General features: G+C 38.3%; 16 protein-coding genes and 1 pseudogene. 11 read left to right on the top strand and 6 right to left on the bottom strand.

Annotated features, from left to right (window positions below):
- Window positions 1-378: 378 nt before the first annotated feature.
- Together aspT and ACE01U_RS03880 are read left to right on the top strand one after the other, a co-directional pair.
- Entirely contained in the window at window positions 379-2064 is a 1686-nt protein-coding gene (gene aspT / locus ACE01U_RS03885; RefSeq protein ID WP_395578754.1) for an aspartate-alanine antiporter, read from the top strand.
- A 55-nt stretch (window positions 2065-2119) separates the two neighbouring features.
- A complete protein-coding gene (locus ACE01U_RS03880; RefSeq protein ID WP_086210190.1) occupies window positions 2120-3718 on the top strand; it encodes a bifunctional aspartate transaminase/aspartate 4-decarboxylase in 1599 nt (532 codons plus the stop codon).
- Between the two features lie 477 nt (window positions 3719-4195).
- Here ACE01U_RS03880 and ACE01U_RS03875 read toward each other — a convergent pair whose 3' ends face one another.
- Both ACE01U_RS03875 and ACE01U_RS03870 read right to left on the bottom strand, forming a co-directional pair.
- Window positions 4196-4888 carry an aspartate/glutamate racemase family protein gene (locus tag ACE01U_RS03875; RefSeq protein ID WP_395578753.1) on the bottom strand — a complete coding sequence of 231 codons (693 nt, stop codon included), beginning with the start codon at window positions 4886-4888 and terminating at the stop codon, window positions 4196-4198.
- Window positions 4885-5097: a tautomerase family protein gene (locus ACE01U_RS03870; RefSeq protein ID WP_086210244.1), complete on the bottom strand. Its 213-nt coding sequence runs from the start codon at window positions 5095-5097 to the stop codon at window positions 4885-4887. The genes ACE01U_RS03875 and ACE01U_RS03870 overlap by 4 nt, the downstream gene beginning before the upstream one ends.
- A 104-nt stretch (window positions 5098-5201) precedes the next feature.
- Between ACE01U_RS03870 and ACE01U_RS03865 the strand changes: the two genes are divergently transcribed.
- Both ACE01U_RS03865 and ACE01U_RS03860 read left to right on the top strand, forming a co-directional pair.
- Window positions 5202-6062, top strand: a complete 861-nt coding sequence (locus ACE01U_RS03865) for a LysR family transcriptional regulator (protein ID WP_395578752.1) — start codon at window positions 5202-5204, stop codon at window positions 6060-6062.
- A gap of 130 nt (window positions 6063-6192) precedes the next feature.
- Window positions 6193-6519, top strand: coding sequence for a hypothetical protein (locus ACE01U_RS03860; protein ID WP_086210187.1), 327 nt, complete (start codon window positions 6193-6195; stop codon window positions 6517-6519).
- A gap of 4 nt (window positions 6520-6523) precedes the next feature.
- On the opposite strand, the gene ruvC is transcribed toward ACE01U_RS03860, so the two are convergent.
- Window positions 6524-7069, bottom strand: coding sequence for a crossover junction endodeoxyribonuclease RuvC (gene ruvC, locus ACE01U_RS03855; protein ID WP_395578751.1), 546 nt, complete (start codon window positions 7067-7069; stop codon window positions 6524-6526).
- Between the two features lie 122 nt (window positions 7070-7191).
- Between ruvC and ACE01U_RS03850 the strand changes: the two genes are divergently transcribed.
- Together ACE01U_RS03850 and ACE01U_RS03845 are read left to right on the top strand one after the other, a co-directional pair.
- The gene (locus ACE01U_RS03850) at window positions 7192-7773 is read left to right on the top strand and encodes an FxsA family protein (protein ID WP_086210185.1); all 582 of its coding nucleotides are present in this window, start codon (window positions 7192-7194) and stop codon (window positions 7771-7773) included.
- 128 nt (window positions 7774-7901) lie between these two features.
- On the top strand, window positions 7902-8543 hold the full coding sequence (locus ACE01U_RS03845; protein ID WP_395578750.1) for a LysE family transporter: 642 nt from the start codon (window positions 7902-7904) through the stop codon (window positions 8541-8543).
- On the opposite strand, the gene ACE01U_RS03840 is transcribed toward ACE01U_RS03845, so the two are convergent.
- Window positions 8505-8717 (bottom strand): hypothetical protein, encoded by a 213-nt coding sequence (locus tag ACE01U_RS03840; RefSeq protein WP_086210183.1) that lies wholly within the window; start codon window positions 8715-8717, stop codon window positions 8505-8507. The genes ACE01U_RS03845 and ACE01U_RS03840 overlap by 39 nt on opposite strands.
- A 314-nt stretch (window positions 8718-9031) precedes the next feature.
- Between ACE01U_RS03840 and ACE01U_RS03835 the strand changes: the two genes are divergently transcribed.
- The gene (locus ACE01U_RS03835) at window positions 9032-9277 is read left to right on the top strand and encodes a hypothetical protein (protein ID WP_162900260.1); all 246 of its coding nucleotides are present in this window, start codon (window positions 9032-9034) and stop codon (window positions 9275-9277) included.
- A 96-nt stretch (window positions 9278-9373) separates the two neighbouring features.
- Here ACE01U_RS03835 and metK read toward each other — a convergent pair whose 3' ends face one another.
- Window positions 9374-10540, bottom strand: a complete 1167-nt coding sequence (gene metK, locus ACE01U_RS03830; RefSeq protein ID WP_086210181.1) for a methionine adenosyltransferase — start codon at window positions 10538-10540, stop codon at window positions 9374-9376.
- Window positions 10541-11260: 720 nt separating this feature from the next.
- On the opposite strand from metK, the gene tkt reads away from it, so the two are divergent.
- The 4 genes and pseudogenes from tkt to ACE01U_RS03810 all read left to right on the top strand — a co-directional run bounded on the left by tkt (window position 11261) and on the right by ACE01U_RS03810 (window position 14848).
- Complete coding sequence (gene tkt, locus ACE01U_RS03825) at window positions 11261-13249, top strand: transketolase (protein ID WP_395578749.1); 1989 nt, start codon at window positions 11261-11263, stop codon at window positions 13247-13249.
- Between the two features lie 117 nt (window positions 13250-13366).
- Entirely contained in the window at window positions 13367-13582 is a 216-nt protein-coding gene (locus ACE01U_RS03820; RefSeq protein ID WP_004696769.1) for a hypothetical protein, read from the top strand.
- 115 nt (window positions 13583-13697) lie between these two features.
- Window positions 13698-14146 (top strand): annotated as a pseudogene (locus ACE01U_RS03815) (GNAT family N-acetyltransferase).
- Between the two features lie 123 nt (window positions 14147-14269).
- A complete protein-coding gene (locus tag ACE01U_RS03810) occupies window positions 14270-14848 on the top strand; it encodes a YceI family protein (RefSeq protein ID WP_086210178.1) in 579 nt (192 codons plus the stop codon).
- Window positions 14849-15526: 678 nt separating this feature from the next.
- Here the strand turns inward: ACE01U_RS03810 and ACE01U_RS03805 are convergent.
- Window positions 15527-16180, bottom strand: coding sequence for a flagellar biosynthesis protein (locus ACE01U_RS03805; protein WP_110975886.1), 654 nt, complete (start codon window positions 16178-16180; stop codon window positions 15527-15529).
- Between the last annotated feature and the right edge of the window lie 590 nt (window positions 16181-16770).

Below are 16770 nucleotides of genomic sequence, written 5' to 3'. Positions count from 1 at the left end.
TTGAGTAAAATTCGCAAGGATGCGAGCAATTTTAAAATTCTAGTTGTGAACTAAATCACAATATAAAAAATGGATTATTAAAACAAGATTTTTTTTTAAAAATAAATAAATCATATATTTATATTAATATGTAAAAACAAAATACATATAATAAAAATTATTTTAAATATTACATGGGGTTTTTGTTACACGAAAAAACATTAATTTCGACTATTTTGGTTGGTGATATAAAAATTAAATAATTTTGAAATAAATAATATTCATTTTTATAAATACAACCAATATATTTGCATTTATATTTTCTGAGGCGTATTTTAACAGTTGGAAAATAATTCTTAGTTTTAACAATAAGCCTAATAATAAAAGTGAGTCCATAATATGATTGAGTGGCTACAAGGTGAATTAAAACATAGTCCCGAAATTCTATTGTTTTTGTCTTTGGCAATAGGCTTTTGGATTGGTCAATTTCAATTTGGTAAGTTTCAATTTGGTGGTGTCGCAGGATCATTGCTGGTTGCAGTGATTCTCAGTTTGATTGGTATCCCTGTTGATAATGGTGTGAAAGCTATTCTATTTGCCCTATTTATTTATGCGGTTGGGTTTGAAAGTGGGCCGCAATTCTTCAAATCTCTCGGACCTCAGTCGATTAAAGAAATTTTACTGGCTGCCTTTATGGCCATTTGCGGACTTATCACCGTGCTTGCTATGGCAAAAATCTTTGATCTAGATAAAGGTTTGGCTGCAGGCTTAGCCGCAGGTGGTATGACACAGTCTGCCATTATTGGCACAGCAGGCGATGCTCTCTCGCGCTTAGATTTGCCAATGGCAGAGATTCAACGACTGCAAGCCAATGTCGCAATTGGCTATGCCGTGACTTATATTTTTGGTTCTCTAGGTGCGATTATTATTTGTGTGAACATCTTGCCGAAATTTATGGGGCGAGAAATTCATGATGATGCACTTAAAGCGCAGTCTGAGCGTTTAAAAGGTGCTTTTGAACTTGCCCCAGGTCAAGAACTGGCGATGCCAGAAATTGTAGGACGAATTTATAAAGTCCAACAAGCCTCTGGAAAAACAATTGCAGAATTAGAAGCCCAAAAATCAGGCATTACCATTGAGCGGCTTAAACGTAAAGATCAGTTTATTGATGTATCTCCTGAAATTACGTTACAAACAGATGATGTGGTTCTCATTGTCGGTCGCAGAGCAAGTGTTGTTTCTATTGCAGAGAATATTGGTTCAGAACTCCAATCGTCCCAAGGCATGGAAATGGTCATGGATACGACGGATGTCATTTTAAGAAATTCTAAATACATCAATCGAACACTAGGCGATGTCAAAGCCAATACGCCTGATTATCTTAAACACGGTATTTATGTATTGGGCATTAAACGTCAGGACGAAACACAACTCTTAAATGATGAAACCATGTTGCGTCAAGGCGATGTGGTGACCGTATACGGAACCAAAAGTGATCTTGAGCGTTTAGTCAAAGAAGCAGGTAAAGCCTTACCAGAGAGCTTAAAAACAGACTGGATCTTCCATGGCGCGGGTTTAGTGGTGGGTCTATTAATTGGCTTATTTGTCGTGCGTATCGGTGATGTTCCGCTGACGCTTGGTGCTGGCGGTGGAGCACTTTTATCAGGTCTGTTGTTTGGTTGGTTACGTAGCCGAAATCAAGTTCATGGCAATATGCCTTTAGCCGCTTCGCAGTTACTTAAAGATCTAGGTCTTGCAGGATTTGTGGCGGCAGTTTGCTTGCAGTCAGGCTTACAGGCCATTCAAACCATTAAAGACAGTGGCTTGTCATTATTTATGATTGGTGTGGTGGTCACCGTTGTGCCACTCATTCTTTCGATGCTTTTCGCACGTTATGTCCTGCGTTATGACAATGTCGCAGTCATGGCAGGTGCTTTAACTGGTTCACGCAGTGCAAACCCAGCATTTGGTGGAGTGCTTGATAAAGCAGGCAATTCAATTCCTACGGTTCCTTTTGCAATTACCTATGCATTGGCCAATGTTTTCCTCACCTTGTTGGGTCCACTGATTGTGGGTTTAGCTTAAAAATTGATGTTTAACAATAAATCTTTGGCTTCACTATAATTAAAGGAGACTTCCCATGGGGAACGTTGATTACTCAAAATACGCAAAACTAAGCCCATTTGAATTAAAAGATAAACTGATTGCACTCGCAGAAAGTCGAACTGATCGGATGATGCTGAACGCAGGTCGAGGAAACCCAAACTTCCTTGCAACTGTGCCTCGTAGGGCTTTTTTCCAACTGGGTTTATTTTCTGCAACCGAATCTGAGTTTTCATTTTCATATATGCCAGAAGGGCTCGGGGGTTTTCCACGACCTGTCGGTTTGCAATCTCGCTTTGATAACTTTGTACTTGAAAATCGTGATAAGCCAGGCGTAGTGTTTTTAGGAAAAGCAATTTCTTACGTCAGAGACCAGCTGGGCTTAGACCCAGATGCATTTTTACTGGAAATGGTTGAAGGTATTTTGGGTTGTAATTATCCTGTTCCAGATCGGATGCTACGCCTCAGCGAAACCATCATTAAAGAATATGTGCTACGTGAAATGGGCGTGCAAGGTATGCCAAAAGATGGCTTAGACCTGTTTGCCGTAGAGGGCGGAACAGCAGCAATGGCATATATTTTTAACTCGCTTAAAGAAAATAAAATTATTGCTACGGGTGATCGAATTGCCATCGGTACCCCGATTTTTACCCCTTATTTAGAAATTCCAAAACTCAATGATTATCAGCTAGAAGAAGTATTGATTGAGGCAGATCCAAAACAAGGATGGCAATATCCAGAGTCAGAGCTTCGCAAACTAGAAGATCCATCAATTAAAGCTTTCTTCTTGGTGAATCCAAGTAATCCGCCCTCAGTTAAAATGAGTGATGAAGGCTTGGCGATTTTGGCAGATATTGTTAAAAAACGTCCTGATCTGATTATTTTGACCGATGATGTGTATGGAACATTTGCTGATAATTTCAAATCATTATTCGCCATTTGTCCAGATAACACCATTTTGGTTTATTCGTTCTCCAAATACTTTGGTGCGACAGGCTGGCGTCTTGGGGTCATCGCCATGACCAACAATAATATTTTGGATAAGAAGCTTACTGAATTATCTAAAAAAGACAAAAAAGAACTAGAAGAACGCTATTCATCACTTACGACTGACCCATCGAGTATCAAATTTATTGATCGTCTGGTGGCAGATAGTCGTAATGTGGCCTTAAATCACACCGCTGGACTGTCTACACCACAACAGGTTCAAATGGTTTTATTTGCGTTATTTAACTTAATGGATTCACGTCAAAGTTATAAAAAAGCAGTTAAATCTGTGGTGCGTGAGCGTGATGCAGCACTGTATCGACAACTGGGTGTTGATGTTCCTCAAGATCCAAATGCAGTCGATTACTATACACTGGTGAATTTGGAAAATACTTCGCGGACGCTTTATGGTGATGAGTTTGCAGACTGGGTTATGAAAAATAAAAACCCAACTGAATTACTTTTCCGTGTGGCGGATGAAACGGGCGTGGTTTTACTTCCAGGCTCAGGTTTTGGCGTACAACATCCTTCTGCACGTGCATCCTTAGCAAATCTGAATGAATTTCAATATGCAGCCATTGGTGATTCATTACGACGTTTTGCGGAAGAGTCTTATCAGGAATATCTAAAATCTAAAAAGAAAAAGTAAGTTTGAACGGTGTAGATTAAACCAGTTGTAAAAAAGCCCATCTCATTTGATGGGCTTTTTTATATTAGACCTCTTGCAAAAGTCAAAATATAATCAGGTGTAAGCGTTGATTTTATTAAGTTTGATCAATTCTAAAATGATTGAAAATAGTACTTACACAAGAGGTCTATTGTTTTAGATGCAGAGTAAAAAAGAGACGTTAGATAGACAGGAACGAAAGCTTTTCAATATGCGAAGAGTAAAAATATATAATTCAGTATTTCTTTACTTAGTTGAATTTTTATATAAAGCAACTCATAGAACTGAAAGGCTATAATTCTCCTGAAATATTTGATAATCAGTGTCTTAGATATATTTAATATACTTATTACACTATAAAATGGATGGTTTAGGAGTAAATATATAAAATCCATTAATCTCTATTTGCACAATTGGAACTTTCTGGGAATCTAGATGAAGTCACTTTTAGGGGGTATATTAATTACAAATTACGTTGATTAACTCTTGAATGTGAATCTCTAAGGTATTCAAAGTAGGGAGCGGTAAAATAGTATCCTTAAATATTAAAGGCAGTTCCGTACAGCCTAATATAATGGCATCAATATCATCTTCTTCATGCATTCGTTGCACAATTTGGAGCATCTGTTTTTGTGTTTCAACGGAAACAATCCCATGCTCTAATTCGTTAGAAATTTTGTCTGCAATAAATAACTGCTCATCCGAGTGAGGCATCACAATATTTATTCCAGCTTCTACAAAAGGCTTTTTAAAAAACGCTGCCTGCATTGTAAACTGTGTTCCGAATAGCCCAATTTTTGCATAATTTTGACGTTGTGCTTCCTTTTTTGTCGCCTCTACAATACTTATTAAGGGTACTGTCGAATTTGCTTGAAGTTGATCAAACACAATGTGAGGGGTGTTGCCTGTTAAGGCAATAATTTCTGCACCACCAGCAATGAGGCTATTAATTCCTTTCATTAAGTATGAAATCAGCCCTTCAAAATCTTCATGCTCACAGAACGCTAAAACTTCAAATACATTTAGGCTTTCGATTGCTAAGTTGGGGAAGAATGTTGGTCCAACTTTTTCCTGTAAGGAATAAACCAGTTTTTTATAATAAAGCAGGGTAGATTCGGGGCCTATACCACCAATTAATCCAAGTTTTTTCATTTTTGAGCCTCTAGTCGACGTTCTGTTGTGGTTTTTCCCGCGACACCCCAATTGTCCATTTCAACTTCATCAATAATGACCATCGTTGTTGCTGGATTTTTATTTAAAACGGTGACTAAGAGCTGAGTAATCCCGTCAATAATTTGCTTCTTTTGTTCAATCGTAGGCGCTTCATTTCCACCTGTCACTTTCACATTTACGAAAGGCATCGACATCTTCTACACATTATAAAATTAAGGTCTCGAATGTTAGAGGGTATTTTTCTTCAATAAAATTAAATAATATTGAGTAAATCGTTTAATTTTATTGAATCATGGAAATTAGCCAACTTAAAACACTTATTGTGCTTATTGAAACTGGAAGTATTACTGGTGCAGCCAAAAAGTTAAACCGAGTACCTTCCGCAATTACTATTCGCTTACAACAGCTTGAGGAGTATTTGGGAGTGTCACTTTTTATTCGAGAGAAAAAAAGTTTAGTTGCGACACCCAAAGCATTATTACTATATCAATATGCAAAGCAAATCGTAGCACTGGCGTATGAAGCTGAAAATACAATCAAAGCTGATCAGCCTAGTGGGCCTTTACGAGTGGGGGCATTGGAAAGTATGGCGGCAACAAGATTACCCGCACCACTAGCTCAGTTATATTCGATTTATCCTGCAATTAAATTGGAACTGGTTACAGGTATACGCGATGGTTTATATCAATCTTTACTGGATGGCGAGTTAGATGTTGTTCTAATTGGAGATGCTCCTCAAAATCCACTGTTGAATCGTTCGCTCATTTATGATGAAGAACTTATAATTATTGCACCTAAGGGGCATCCTAAAATTTTAATGCCTTCAGATGCTGAAAGTGCAACTATTCTTGCATTTAAAGAGGGTTGTTCTTATCGGGATCGACTTTTAAACTGGTATCAGTCCTTTAATATCACACCAAAAAGGATAGCTGAGGTTGCATCCTATCACGCAATTCTAGGTGGTGTAGCCGCGGGCATGGGGATTGCGATTATTCCCAAAACGATGTTAGATACTTTTCCAAATCAAGATTTATTGTCCGTACATTATATAGATTCAGCATTAGGACGCATCCAGATTGAATTAATTTGGAGAAAAGAATTAATTTCTGCAAATATTCAAGCTTTAGAAAAGTGCCTCCTGAATAGGACGTAAATGATTGATTTAATCTTATTCTCGTATGAAACTTTTGGTGATCTTTTTTGCATATTTTATTGGTCAATCTTATGATGTTTCTAGCGTTTGAATAGAAACTATTGAATTCAAAAATAAAAATGGGGGAAGAATGGATAAATACTTACTGGTCGCCTTGGTGGTTGGTGCATGTATACTTTTGGTGATTTACACTCAACTTGCACCAACAGGTGGGCAAAAAAACTTTAAGCAAATTGTGCAACAGGCATTTAGTCGTTATAAAGTGATTGAAAAAAATTACACCATTATGATTTGTGAGATCAACCATCGCAATGAACCAGAAGAGTTGGTCTTTATCCGTATTGACCCTGCTCAAAAGAAAAATTTGCGCACTTCAGGAAGAATGCTGATCGCCACCTATCCCAAAGCACCTTCAGTACGTGAAATGCGTAAAGATTTTAAAGGCTATGTCACTTAATTCATTAGCGTCGACGAGAGCTACTACGGCTGCGTCCACGTGCCATGCCGCCTAAAGCATTGAGTACAGCAAGTTTGGTCATACTGCCCGAAGCATGCGCATGACAGATGGCAGCAGCAAGCGCATCGGCGGCATCTTGCTGTGGTTTGATGCTCAGGTTTAAAAGTTTCATCACCATAATTTGTACTTGTTCTTTGTCTGCAGCACCGTAACCGACCACAGACTGTTTAATTTGACGGGCTGTGTATTCTGCAACTTGTAAGTCTAGGTTTACTAGTGCAGCAATTGCGGCACCACGTGCTTGCCCGAGCTTCAGTGCGGAGTCAGGGTTTTGTGCCATAAAGACTTGTTCAACAGCAGCTTCAGTTGGACCATGAAATTTTACAATACGATCAATCCCTGCAAAAATACGCTTTAGCCGTTCAGGCATATCAGCTGTTTCAGTACGAATCGTGCCAGCATCGACAAAAATTAGTTTTTGACCTTCTTTTTGAATAATACCGTAGCCTGTGAGGCGAGAACCGGGGTCAATACCAATAATTAATGACATGCAAGCCCTTTAAAAAAAAATATATGCCCATATTGTTACATAAGCGGATGAAAAAAGCTTGATGTAGATTGAGCAGTTGATCATTGCACCTTATTCATTTTGTTGAGATTAGATTAATTTTCATGAAATTATTTCTTTTTATATTGGCTGGTGTCATTCTCGAAGTTTTCGTATGGATTGGCGTGGGCGACCTCGTTGGTAGTATGTGGTACGTATTCTTCTGGTTTATTGCTGCTTTCTTTATTGGCATGAGCCTGATTCGCAAGTACTCAGCAGGTTTAATGCCGCAAATGCAGCAAATGCAAACAGGGCAGATGAGCGGTGATCCTGCACTAACCAGTAATCTACCTAAAATTATTGCAGGTTTTCTTTTATTGATTCCTGGTTTGCTAACGGACGTGCTAGCTGTGCTTTTACTTATCCCTGCTGTCCAAAAAGCCATGACAGGCGCATTGATGAAAGTGATGATGAAGCGTCAACAAACGATGATGGAAAAAATGATGGGTGGCATGATGGGCGATATGAATGGCATGGGCGGTGGTGCTCAAGGTCAAAACCCATTTGCAGACATCATGCGTCAGATGCAGGAAATGCAACAACAGCAGGGTGGTTCAGGCTACCGTGACTCGAGTATTATTGATGGTGAAGCACGAGAAGTAACACCCGATGCGAAAAAAATTGAAATGAAAGATGTGAACAAATAATTTCATATTTAATCTTAAAGCCGAGTTTGACTCGGCTTTTTTTATTGCTTTAAAAATGTTGAGGTGTTGATGATTTAAAATAAATATAACAAACGATATAATTAATTTTTAAAATTATACTTCTTTTTATGTCATTGCTTTTCACGATTTGTGCTTTGCATTTTGTTGCACAGCTTAGTCCCGGTCCTGATGTTTTGCTGATTGCCAAAAGTTCAGCTTCGACCACACAAAAAAATACGTTAAAAACTATCTTAGGTATTTCCGTTGGCATCGTGGTTTGGGTGGTTTTAACCTTGTTAGGTTTTACTGTACTCATCGACAAAATGCCATGGATTCAACAGCTATTGATGTTGGTTGGTGGGGTGTTTCTCGCACGTATGGGCTGGTTCATGTTGAAAACAGGCATCAACACAATACAGCAAGACGCAATGCTGGATGATGGTCAAAAACTGGCTACACCGAAGGCCAACCATTATTTCATGTCAGGTTTGCTGACGAACTTGTCCAACCCGAAAACGCTGATTTATTTTAGTAGTGTGTTTTCACTAGCCTTGAGTTCTAGCGCAAGTCCTTACTTAAAAATGCAGCTTGCGGTGATTATTCCAATTCAAACTTTTATGACTTTTGCATTGTTGATGATGCTTTTGTCATTACCTAAAATTAAGGCGGCTTATCAGCGTTCAGGATGTTATATCGACATTTTTTCTGGTGGGTTGTTCCTGATTTTTGCTTTATGGCTTTGGTATGATGCTCTTGCAATCTACATCTAAGTTCTCTTTAAGTTCTTTAGATGATGGGATCTGTTCCAAGGTGGAGGCCTCGTCTTTTTTACTCTGTGTATAACGGTTAGGCTGCAATGTCGCTTCGGTATTTTCTGAGCCCTTATAGCTACGACTACGGTTGGCACGTTCGCGTAAACCGCCTTTTTTGATCAACTGAACCATTCTTTCTTCCTCATCGTTGCATCGTATTTTAATAAACAATCGCTAGAAAACTAAAGGGTTTTAAGCAAATATGATGGAATACGTCAAAAACTATTATGTTACAAAATGAAATTGTCATGATTGGGTGTTATAACAAGGAATTGTTTTTAATTCAGTTGATTAGTTTTACGGTGTAAGTTTTTGCTGACAGCATTTCAGGTTAATGGTACTTGTGCCTCAACAAATACTCACATAAGATAAATTAATCTAACATTCTGTGAGGCAGGGTGATGGACAATAAAAACAAGAAAGTAAGAAAACAAAGGGGGAAAGTTATGCTCTATCAATATCACTGCGCTTGTTGCGAAACAGTTGTCGCATCAACAGACAAAGACTGCCCAAACTGTGGATCACACAATATTAGAAGCCCTTTTGGATTTTGGATTTTCTGTATTGTTGCATGTTTAGCAGCGGCCATTATTGTTAAATCTGTACAAGTTTATTTGACGGATCGAAATAGTGAACCTACCGCTGTGACTTCACTTTTTGATGTGCTTAATCATGAAAATAAACCAAAGTAAGTGATGTTCAATGACTTCACGATTGAACTGATGGGCTATTTTCCATCAGTGAAAATAAAAAAACCCGCATTAAGCGGGTTTCTTTTGGAATCAAACTTATAGACCAGCTGCAGCTTTAAGCGCTTCCACTTTGTCAGTTTTTTCCCATGTAAATGCAGTATCTGAACCTTCGCGACCGAAGTGACCATAAGCAGCAGTTTGCTTATACATCGGTTGAATGAGGTCAAGCATACGAGTGATACCGTATGGACGTAAGTCGAAGTGTTCACGGACTAATGCAATGATCAGCTCTTCAGATACTTTTGCTGTATTGAAGGTATTGATTGAAATAGACGTTGGCTCAGCCACACCAATGGCATACGACACTTGGATTTCACATTTGTCTGCAAGACCCGCAGCTACAATGTTTTTCGCAACATAACGACCTGCGTAAGCAGCAGAACGGTCAACTTTAGATGGATCTTTACCAGAGAAAGCACCACCACCGTGACGTGCCATACCACCGTAGGTGTCTACGATGATTTTACGGCCTGTTAAACCACAGTCGCCCACTGGGCCACCAATCACAAACATTCCTGTTGGGTTGATGTGGAATTTGGTGTCTGCATGGAACATCTCAGCAGGAATTACTTTTTTCACGATTTCTTCAATAACAGCTTCTTTTAAGTTGCTTTGAGAAATTTCAGGATCGTGCTGGGTAGACAGAACCACTGCGTCTAAACGAACAGGCATGCCATTTTCATAAGCAAAAGTCACTTGGCTTTTTGCATCTGGACGTAACCATGGTAAAGCACCACTGCGACGTAGTTCAGCTTGCTTTTCCATTAAACGGTGTGCGTATGAAATTGGAGCAGGCATAAGCACGTCAGTTTCACGGCTTGCATAACCAAACATTAAACCTTGGTCACCTGCGCCTTGATCTTCAGGCTTTTGGCGGTCTACACCTTGAGCAATCTCTGGTGACTGTTTACCAATCATGTTGATCACAGCACAGGTTGAACCATCAAAACCTAGGTCAGAATGGTGATAGCCAATGCCATTTACGGTTTGGCGTACTACTGCTTCAAAGTCAACATTTGCAGTTGTTGTGATTTCACCGGCAAGTACTACCGCACCCGTTTTTACAAGCGTTTCACAAGCAACCCGCGCATATGGGTCTTCTTTTAAGATCGCATCCAAGATAGCATCACTGATTTGGTCAGCCATTTTATCTGGATGGCCTTCGCTTACAGATTCCGAGGTAAATACAGCGTACTCGCGCATAAGTCCTATCACAGTTAATTTAAAAGACGCAATATGGTACATCGACTTAGCCATTTGAGCCAGTTCTACACGACCAAAATGACTGAATTTATTTCAATTCAACGACTTTTTATCTGATATAAGCATCTAAAAAATTGATATAGCGTTTATTTTTAGTTCGAAATGACAAAATAACGGGTTTTGGTTCAAAGTATACAGGTACCTATCATGAGATTTTGTGCTTTGGTTCTATCTAATTGTAAAACAATAGCTTGTTTAAATTTTTGTTGGCTTGGGTGTTAAGTTGGTAAATAAAAAATGCTCAAAATAAGCATCAGAAAATAATCAATAATTTGTACTAATTCATGAAAAATCTAAAAAAATGAATAAAATTCACCATGCGTGTTTAATTGTATGTAAAAAATACAAATGTATGCTGTGATGTGTTTGATACTCAAAGATAGCGGTTTGTTCTGATTAGTGAATAGGATGCTTGAGCTTTGTTTTTAAAAGTTGAAGATTCTATCGTATGGGATTTGAACTAGAGAAAAGCTAGTGAGGCATTTCTGAGTGAAATTGTTGTGATTTTAGGCAATGCCTGCATTTATTAGACATTGATGATGAATAAATAGCGAAATATTGTCCATTAGGCTTTACCCATTCCTCTTTTTTTAAGACAATACACCTATCTTTGAATTCTATTCATCTTACTCTTTAAATCATTTGTTTGGACTCTGACCTATGACAACCCCGCTTAACGAACGTCGTATTGCAAACGCAATTCGTGTATTGGCAATGGATGCTGTGCAAAAAGCAAACTCTGGACATCCAGGTGCGCCAATGGGGATGGCTGATATCGCTGATGTGGTATGGCGTGAGTTTTTCAACCATAACCCGACTAACCCACAATGGGCGAACCGTGACCGTTTTGTACTATCAAATGGTCATGGCTCTATGTTGCAATATGCGTTATTGCACCTTACGGGCTATGATTTATCAATTGAAGATTTAAAAGCATTTCGTCAACTGCACTCTAAAACGCCGGGTCACCCAGAATTAGGTTATGCACCAGGTATTGAAACTACGACTGGCCCGCTTGGTCAGGGGATTGCAAACGCAGTTGGTTTCGCTCTAGCTGAAAAAACTTTAGCAGCGCAGTTCAATAAAGATGACCTAAGTGTTGTTGACCATTTCACTTACTGTTTCTTAGGTGATGGCTGTTTAATGGAAGGTGTTTCTCACGAAGCATGTTCACTTGCAGGTACTTTAGGTCTGGGTAAACTGATTGCTTACTATGATGACAACGGTATTTCGATTGATGGTGAAGTAGAAGGTTGGTTCTCTGACGATACAGAGCAACGTTTCTTGGCTTACGGTTGGCAAGTTCTTAAAGCTGATGGTCATGATGCAGATGCATTACGTGCTGCAACTTTGCAAGCAAAAGCTGAAACGAAAAAACCAACGATCATTATCTGCAAAACGATTATTGGCCTAGGTTCACCAAACAAACAAGGTAAAGAAGACTGTCACGGTGCGCCACTTGGTAATGACGAAATCGCATTAACACGTGAAGCATTAGGTTGGGCAGAAGGTCCATTTGAAATTCCTGCTGACGTTTATGCAGCATGGGATGCAAAAGCAAAAGGCACAGCTTCTGAAGCGGCTTGGAATGAGTTATTTGCGCAATATGCAGCAAAATATCCAACTGAAGCAGTTGAATTGAAACGTCGCCTTTCAGGTGAATTGCCAGCTGAATTCCTTGCTCAAGCCGATGCGTTTATTGCTGAAACTAATGCAAAAGCCGAAACCATTGCTACACGTAAAGCAAGCCAAAACACATTGCAAGCATTCGGTCCATTATTGCCTGAATTATTAGGCGGTTCTGCGGACTTGGCTGGTTCTAACTTAACACTTTGGAAAGGTTGCCAAGGCGTTCAAGACAATCCAGCGGGTAACTACGTACACTATGGCGTACGTGAGTTTGGTATGACTGCAATTGCAAACGGTGTTGCGCTTCACGGTGGTTTCATTCCTTACGTTGCAACATTCCTTATGTTTATGGAATATGCGCGTAATGCAGTACGTATGTCTGCGTTGATGAAACAACGTGTAATCCATGTATATACACATGACTCAATTGGTTTGGGTGAAGATGGTCCAACGCATCAACCTGTAGAGCAAATTGCATCTTTACGTGGTACACCAAACTTAAATACTTGGCGTCCATGTGACACCGTTGAAGCTGCTGTGTCTTGGAAATCTGCACTTGTACGTTCAGAAGGCCCAACTGCGTTGATCTTCTCTCGTCAAAACCTACCATTCCAAGCACGTACAGATGCACAAATTGCAAATGTAGCGAAAGGTGGTTATGTATTGGCTGAAGAAAAGGGCGAATTAAAAGCGATTATTATCGCGACAGGCTCTGAAGTATCTTTAGCAATGGAAGCACATGCACAGCTTGAAGGTGTGCGTGTCGTATCTATGCCATGCGCAGAAGAGTTTGTGAAACAAGATGTAGCGTACCGTGAAGCGGTTCTTCCATCAAATATTCGTGCACGTGTTGCTGTTGAAGCAGCGCACGTAGATTACTGGTGGAAGTTTGTAGGTCTTGATGGTCGTGTAATTGGTATGACGACTTATGGTGAATCTGCACCAGCGAAAGACTTATACCAATACTTCGGTATTACCACTGAAGCGGTCGTTGCTGCAGTAAAAGAATTGACAGCTTAATCCCCCTCGGTTGACTGTTAAAAAGACGCCCCAGTTTAGGGGCGTTTTTTATTTTGAATGACATATACAACATGCAAAATACTGATGCCAGTAGTTGCATAAATTTTAGGTGAAGATATGAGCTTATATGATCAAATTCATGACGAAGTCGTGTTAATGGATGCGGGCGAACAGAAGTGGATTGGACCAGATCTACCTTTGGAAGCGATGGTGGCGGTTGAACTACTATTGCAAGACTTGGCAGAGGATAAGCAAATTAAGATTCGCCGTAAAAACCATGAAAAACAGACGGGTATGAAGCTGATTGATCGGATTTTGATTGAAAAATTATGATGGTTTTCACGTCTAAAAGAAGCCTTATTGAAGTGATTCAATAAGGCTTTTTCTTTATGACGATTTCAGTTTAAATATAAGCCATACAAAAAATTAACATCCCTTTGAGAGCAAAATGAAAGTACAAAATATTCATATTGTGCGACTGGACGAAATAAATCAGTCCTATTGGCTGGTGTTGTGGCAGGCCTATCAACGTTTTATCTGGCTGATCTGGATCAGTAAATCTTTGAACATACATGGAATAAACTTACCGATCCTAAGCTTGTACATATGTATGATTTTTCCACGAAACTCGATGAGCAAATTGTAGGTAATGTGCATGTGGTAGAACATGATAGCTGTTAGATGCTAAAGCTTTATGCCTACTTACAAGATTTGTTTACGCATGAGGGCTATCGTGGGCTAGGGGGTGCAAGAGCTTGAATCGAACATGTCAAAATGCATACTGAAAAGCGAGCATGTGATCGAGTCTATTGGCTTACCCATCAGGATAATTTAGTCGCTCAGCAACTCTATAATAAAGTCGCGAAGAAAACAGGTTTTATTCAATATAAAATGTAGTGCTAAGACTACATTTTAGAACAAATTTATCGTTCTAAACTTGCAACATATCGTTTTATCTTTATGGGTGTATTCGCTGTAAAACTCTATAAACTAAACAGTATTCCAGTGTGAGATAAAAACATGAACTTTAAAGCTTTAACAATCGGTTTGGCTGTTGCAACTGCAACGACATTTGCTATGGCGAAACCTGTAGCATATCAAATTGACCCTACACATACTGCAACAGTGTTTTCATGGAACCACTTCGGTTTTTCAACACCATCTGCAAACTTTAGCGACATTCAGGGTGTCATTAATGTTGATAATGCAAAACCTGCAAATTCGTATGTGAATGTAACGATTCCATTATCTAGCTTGAACACCAATGTAAAAGCTTTGGATGAGCACTTACAGGGTGCAGATTTCTTTGATGCAGCAAAATATCCAAACATCACTTTTAAAAGTACTAAAGTACAAGCAGTTGGTGCAAACAAATACAAAATCACAGGTGACTTAACTGTTAAAAACGTGACTAAGCCTGTTGTATTGGATGCTGTATTGAATAAGCAAGGTGAGCATCCAATGACGAAAGCTCAATCTATTGGTTTCAATGCGACAACTTCATTCGACCGTTCTGCATTTGGTGTAGGAGCTTATGTGCCGAACGTAGGTGATAAGATCACAGTGAATATCACGACTGAAGCATCGGTTGCAAAATAATTTTTGTAATACAAAAGCTTATCAAGGAAGGAGAGAGCCTTGGTAAGCTTTTTTGTTTCTAACATCCTCACAAAAAATGTGATCCTTCTGCTGAAAATAATAATAAAACTAATAGGTTTATAGAAATTTTACCCAAAATGCGAGTATCGGAATTTATTTAACGTGGTTTAAACTTGTGCATTACTATGATTTTTTAGAAGTAATGCTATTTAATTATTAGAAATTCAGCAAAAAAATGCGCAGACAGCAGTCCTAAAGCTTCTTGAACTTAATAGTTAGTGGAAAAGTCATAAAATCAATTGGTGAATTTCACACTAATGATTTCCTCCCTTAGAAAAGCATGTATGTTGAATAGAATAACTATGTATTTACTGCAAATATTTATTTTAAGCTGAATATTAAAAAGATCCTTTTTTAATTAAAATACTTATTTGATGGGGAATCATAAATTTTTCATCTATATAGAGGAGGAATTTAATAAAAAATGGCTAGATTAATCTGACACACCCACTCATTATGATAGAAAAATAAAAGTGAGTAGCTGATTTATTGATTAATCTTTACGGCTTGCAATGTTTGATTCTTTTGGGGTTATCTTAAAACTAAATATGTGGATGAATAAAGCCTTTTTTAGGGCTTTATTCATCTAAATTATACTTGGATATATGAATTAAGCTGTTATGGCGTTACTTTTGTTAAGGATGATATTAATTTGGTTTCGTAGTCATTTAGGACATTGTCAATATTTTCAATCCATTTGGTGCCATTGGCAACTTGTGCAGATTTAACTACTTTACTGTAAACATGAACAGGTTCAGCAGCTAAATTTTTTGTATTGCTAATATCTGTGTCAATTTCAGAATGGATTTTGATGGATGCAAATCCTGGTTGGAACCATGACCAAAACTTATTGATTTTAATGTTGAGAACAAAGTCGGCATTTGCTCGGTTAGTTTCATTATTTTCAAGAACTACATACCCAGATCGTTCGAGAGCGAGGGTAGTACGTTTTTGTAATAATTCTGAGACAGTTTCTTTTTCTAACAAAATATCACCTAAAGCTTTTCCATATCCATTTCTTTTACGAGCAACAGCTTTTGCTTTATCTGCTTCAGTTGCCTTAGCCAAGCCATCTTTTAAAGATGGGATGTCGGCAGTTGCAGGTTTATCTTCGAAAGTTCGGTCATCTTCAACGAGTGCAATCACTACTTTTTTAGAATTTGCTGCTTCTTGATAAGATGTAGGATTATGAGGTGTAGGGACTTGAATCAGTCCACGAGATGTTGCACAACCAGAAAGTGTAGTTATTAACAGCCCCAAAGTAAGAATTATGAAAGAGTGTTTCACTAGTACCCCTAAATATTTATATAGTTGGAAAAACGGGATAAATATAAAGAAATAACCCATAAAATGAAAGAGAATTATTCTCATTTATTAAATTATTAATTGTCGTTGAATATTAAAATATAAAGTCTAGAGTTTTGTGTTTGAATTGAAAGAGCGCCTGTTAATAAGAACTTCTTTATATGCCCCTAGTTGAAAATCATTGGACTTTATAAATAATACTTTATTTATTTGTAAGATTTTCTACATATTCTCGCCATTCGATGCTTTGATTTTATTCTTATCTGAAATATCACTATATTTTTCTGGAGCTGTATATTTATAACTAACTTAGTTGCTCTTTTCATTTTGAAAAAGATGAAAATATGTGCTTAGAACATTGAGTTCACACTGTAGCCCAATAGGGTTAAAAAATAAGTGATATATTTTAAAAAAGCACCTACTAGAAAGAGATTCAGAGGCACTGCTGTCCCACAAATATCACAAGAAGAACCTCAGTTGAGGTTCTTCTTGCTTATTCCACTTTTTGTCAGGTAAAAACAGAGCCTTTAAGAGCTTCCTTTCAAATAAATTCACCT

Origin of the sequence: Acinetobacter halobius (assembly GCF_044130335.1) — a bacterium.
Classification (GTDB): Bacteria; Pseudomonadota; Gammaproteobacteria; order Pseudomonadales; family Moraxellaceae; genus Acinetobacter.
Note: the sequence above shows the minus strand (reverse complement) of the source record. Positions and strands in the feature narration are given on the sequence as shown.

Coding starts and splice junctions, on each gene's coding strand:
- aspT (WP_395578754.1), top strand. CDS start 379: ATGATTGAGTGGCTACAAGGTGAATTAAAACATAGTCCCGAAATTCTA.
- ACE01U_RS03880 (WP_086210190.1), top strand. CDS start 2,120: ATGGGGAACGTTGATTACTCAAAATACGCAAAACTAAGCCCATTTGAA.
- ACE01U_RS03875 (WP_395578753.1), bottom strand. CDS start 4,888: ATGAAAAAACTTGGATTAATTGGTGGTATAGGCCCCGAATCTACCCTG.
- ACE01U_RS03870 (WP_086210244.1), bottom strand. CDS start 5,097: ATGCCTTTCGTAAATGTGAAAGTGACAGGTGGAAATGAAGCGCCTACG.
- ACE01U_RS03865 (WP_395578752.1), top strand. CDS start 5,202: ATGGAAATTAGCCAACTTAAAACACTTATTGTGCTTATTGAAACTGGA.
- ACE01U_RS03860 (WP_086210187.1), top strand. CDS start 6,193: ATGGATAAATACTTACTGGTCGCCTTGGTGGTTGGTGCATGTATACTT.
- ruvC (WP_395578751.1), bottom strand. CDS start 7,069: ATGTCATTAATTATTGGTATTGACCCCGGTTCTCGCCTCACAGGCTAC.
- ACE01U_RS03850 (WP_086210185.1), top strand. CDS start 7,192: ATGAAATTATTTCTTTTTATATTGGCTGGTGTCATTCTCGAAGTTTTC.
- ACE01U_RS03845 (WP_395578750.1), top strand. CDS start 7,902: ATGTCATTGCTTTTCACGATTTGTGCTTTGCATTTTGTTGCACAGCTT.
- ACE01U_RS03840 (WP_086210183.1), bottom strand. CDS start 8,717: ATGGTTCAGTTGATCAAAAAAGGCGGTTTACGCGAACGTGCCAACCGT.
- ACE01U_RS03835 (WP_162900260.1), top strand. CDS start 9,032: ATGCTCTATCAATATCACTGCGCTTGTTGCGAAACAGTTGTCGCATCA.
- metK (WP_086210181.1), bottom strand. CDS start 10,540: ATGCGCGAGTACGCTGTATTTACCTCGGAATCTGTAAGCGAAGGCCAT.
- tkt (WP_395578749.1), top strand. CDS start 11,261: ATGACAACCCCGCTTAACGAACGTCGTATTGCAAACGCAATTCGTGTA.
- ACE01U_RS03820 (WP_004696769.1), top strand. CDS start 13,367: ATGAGCTTATATGATCAAATTCATGACGAAGTCGTGTTAATGGATGCG.
- ACE01U_RS03810 (WP_086210178.1), top strand. CDS start 14,270: ATGAACTTTAAAGCTTTAACAATCGGTTTGGCTGTTGCAACTGCAACG.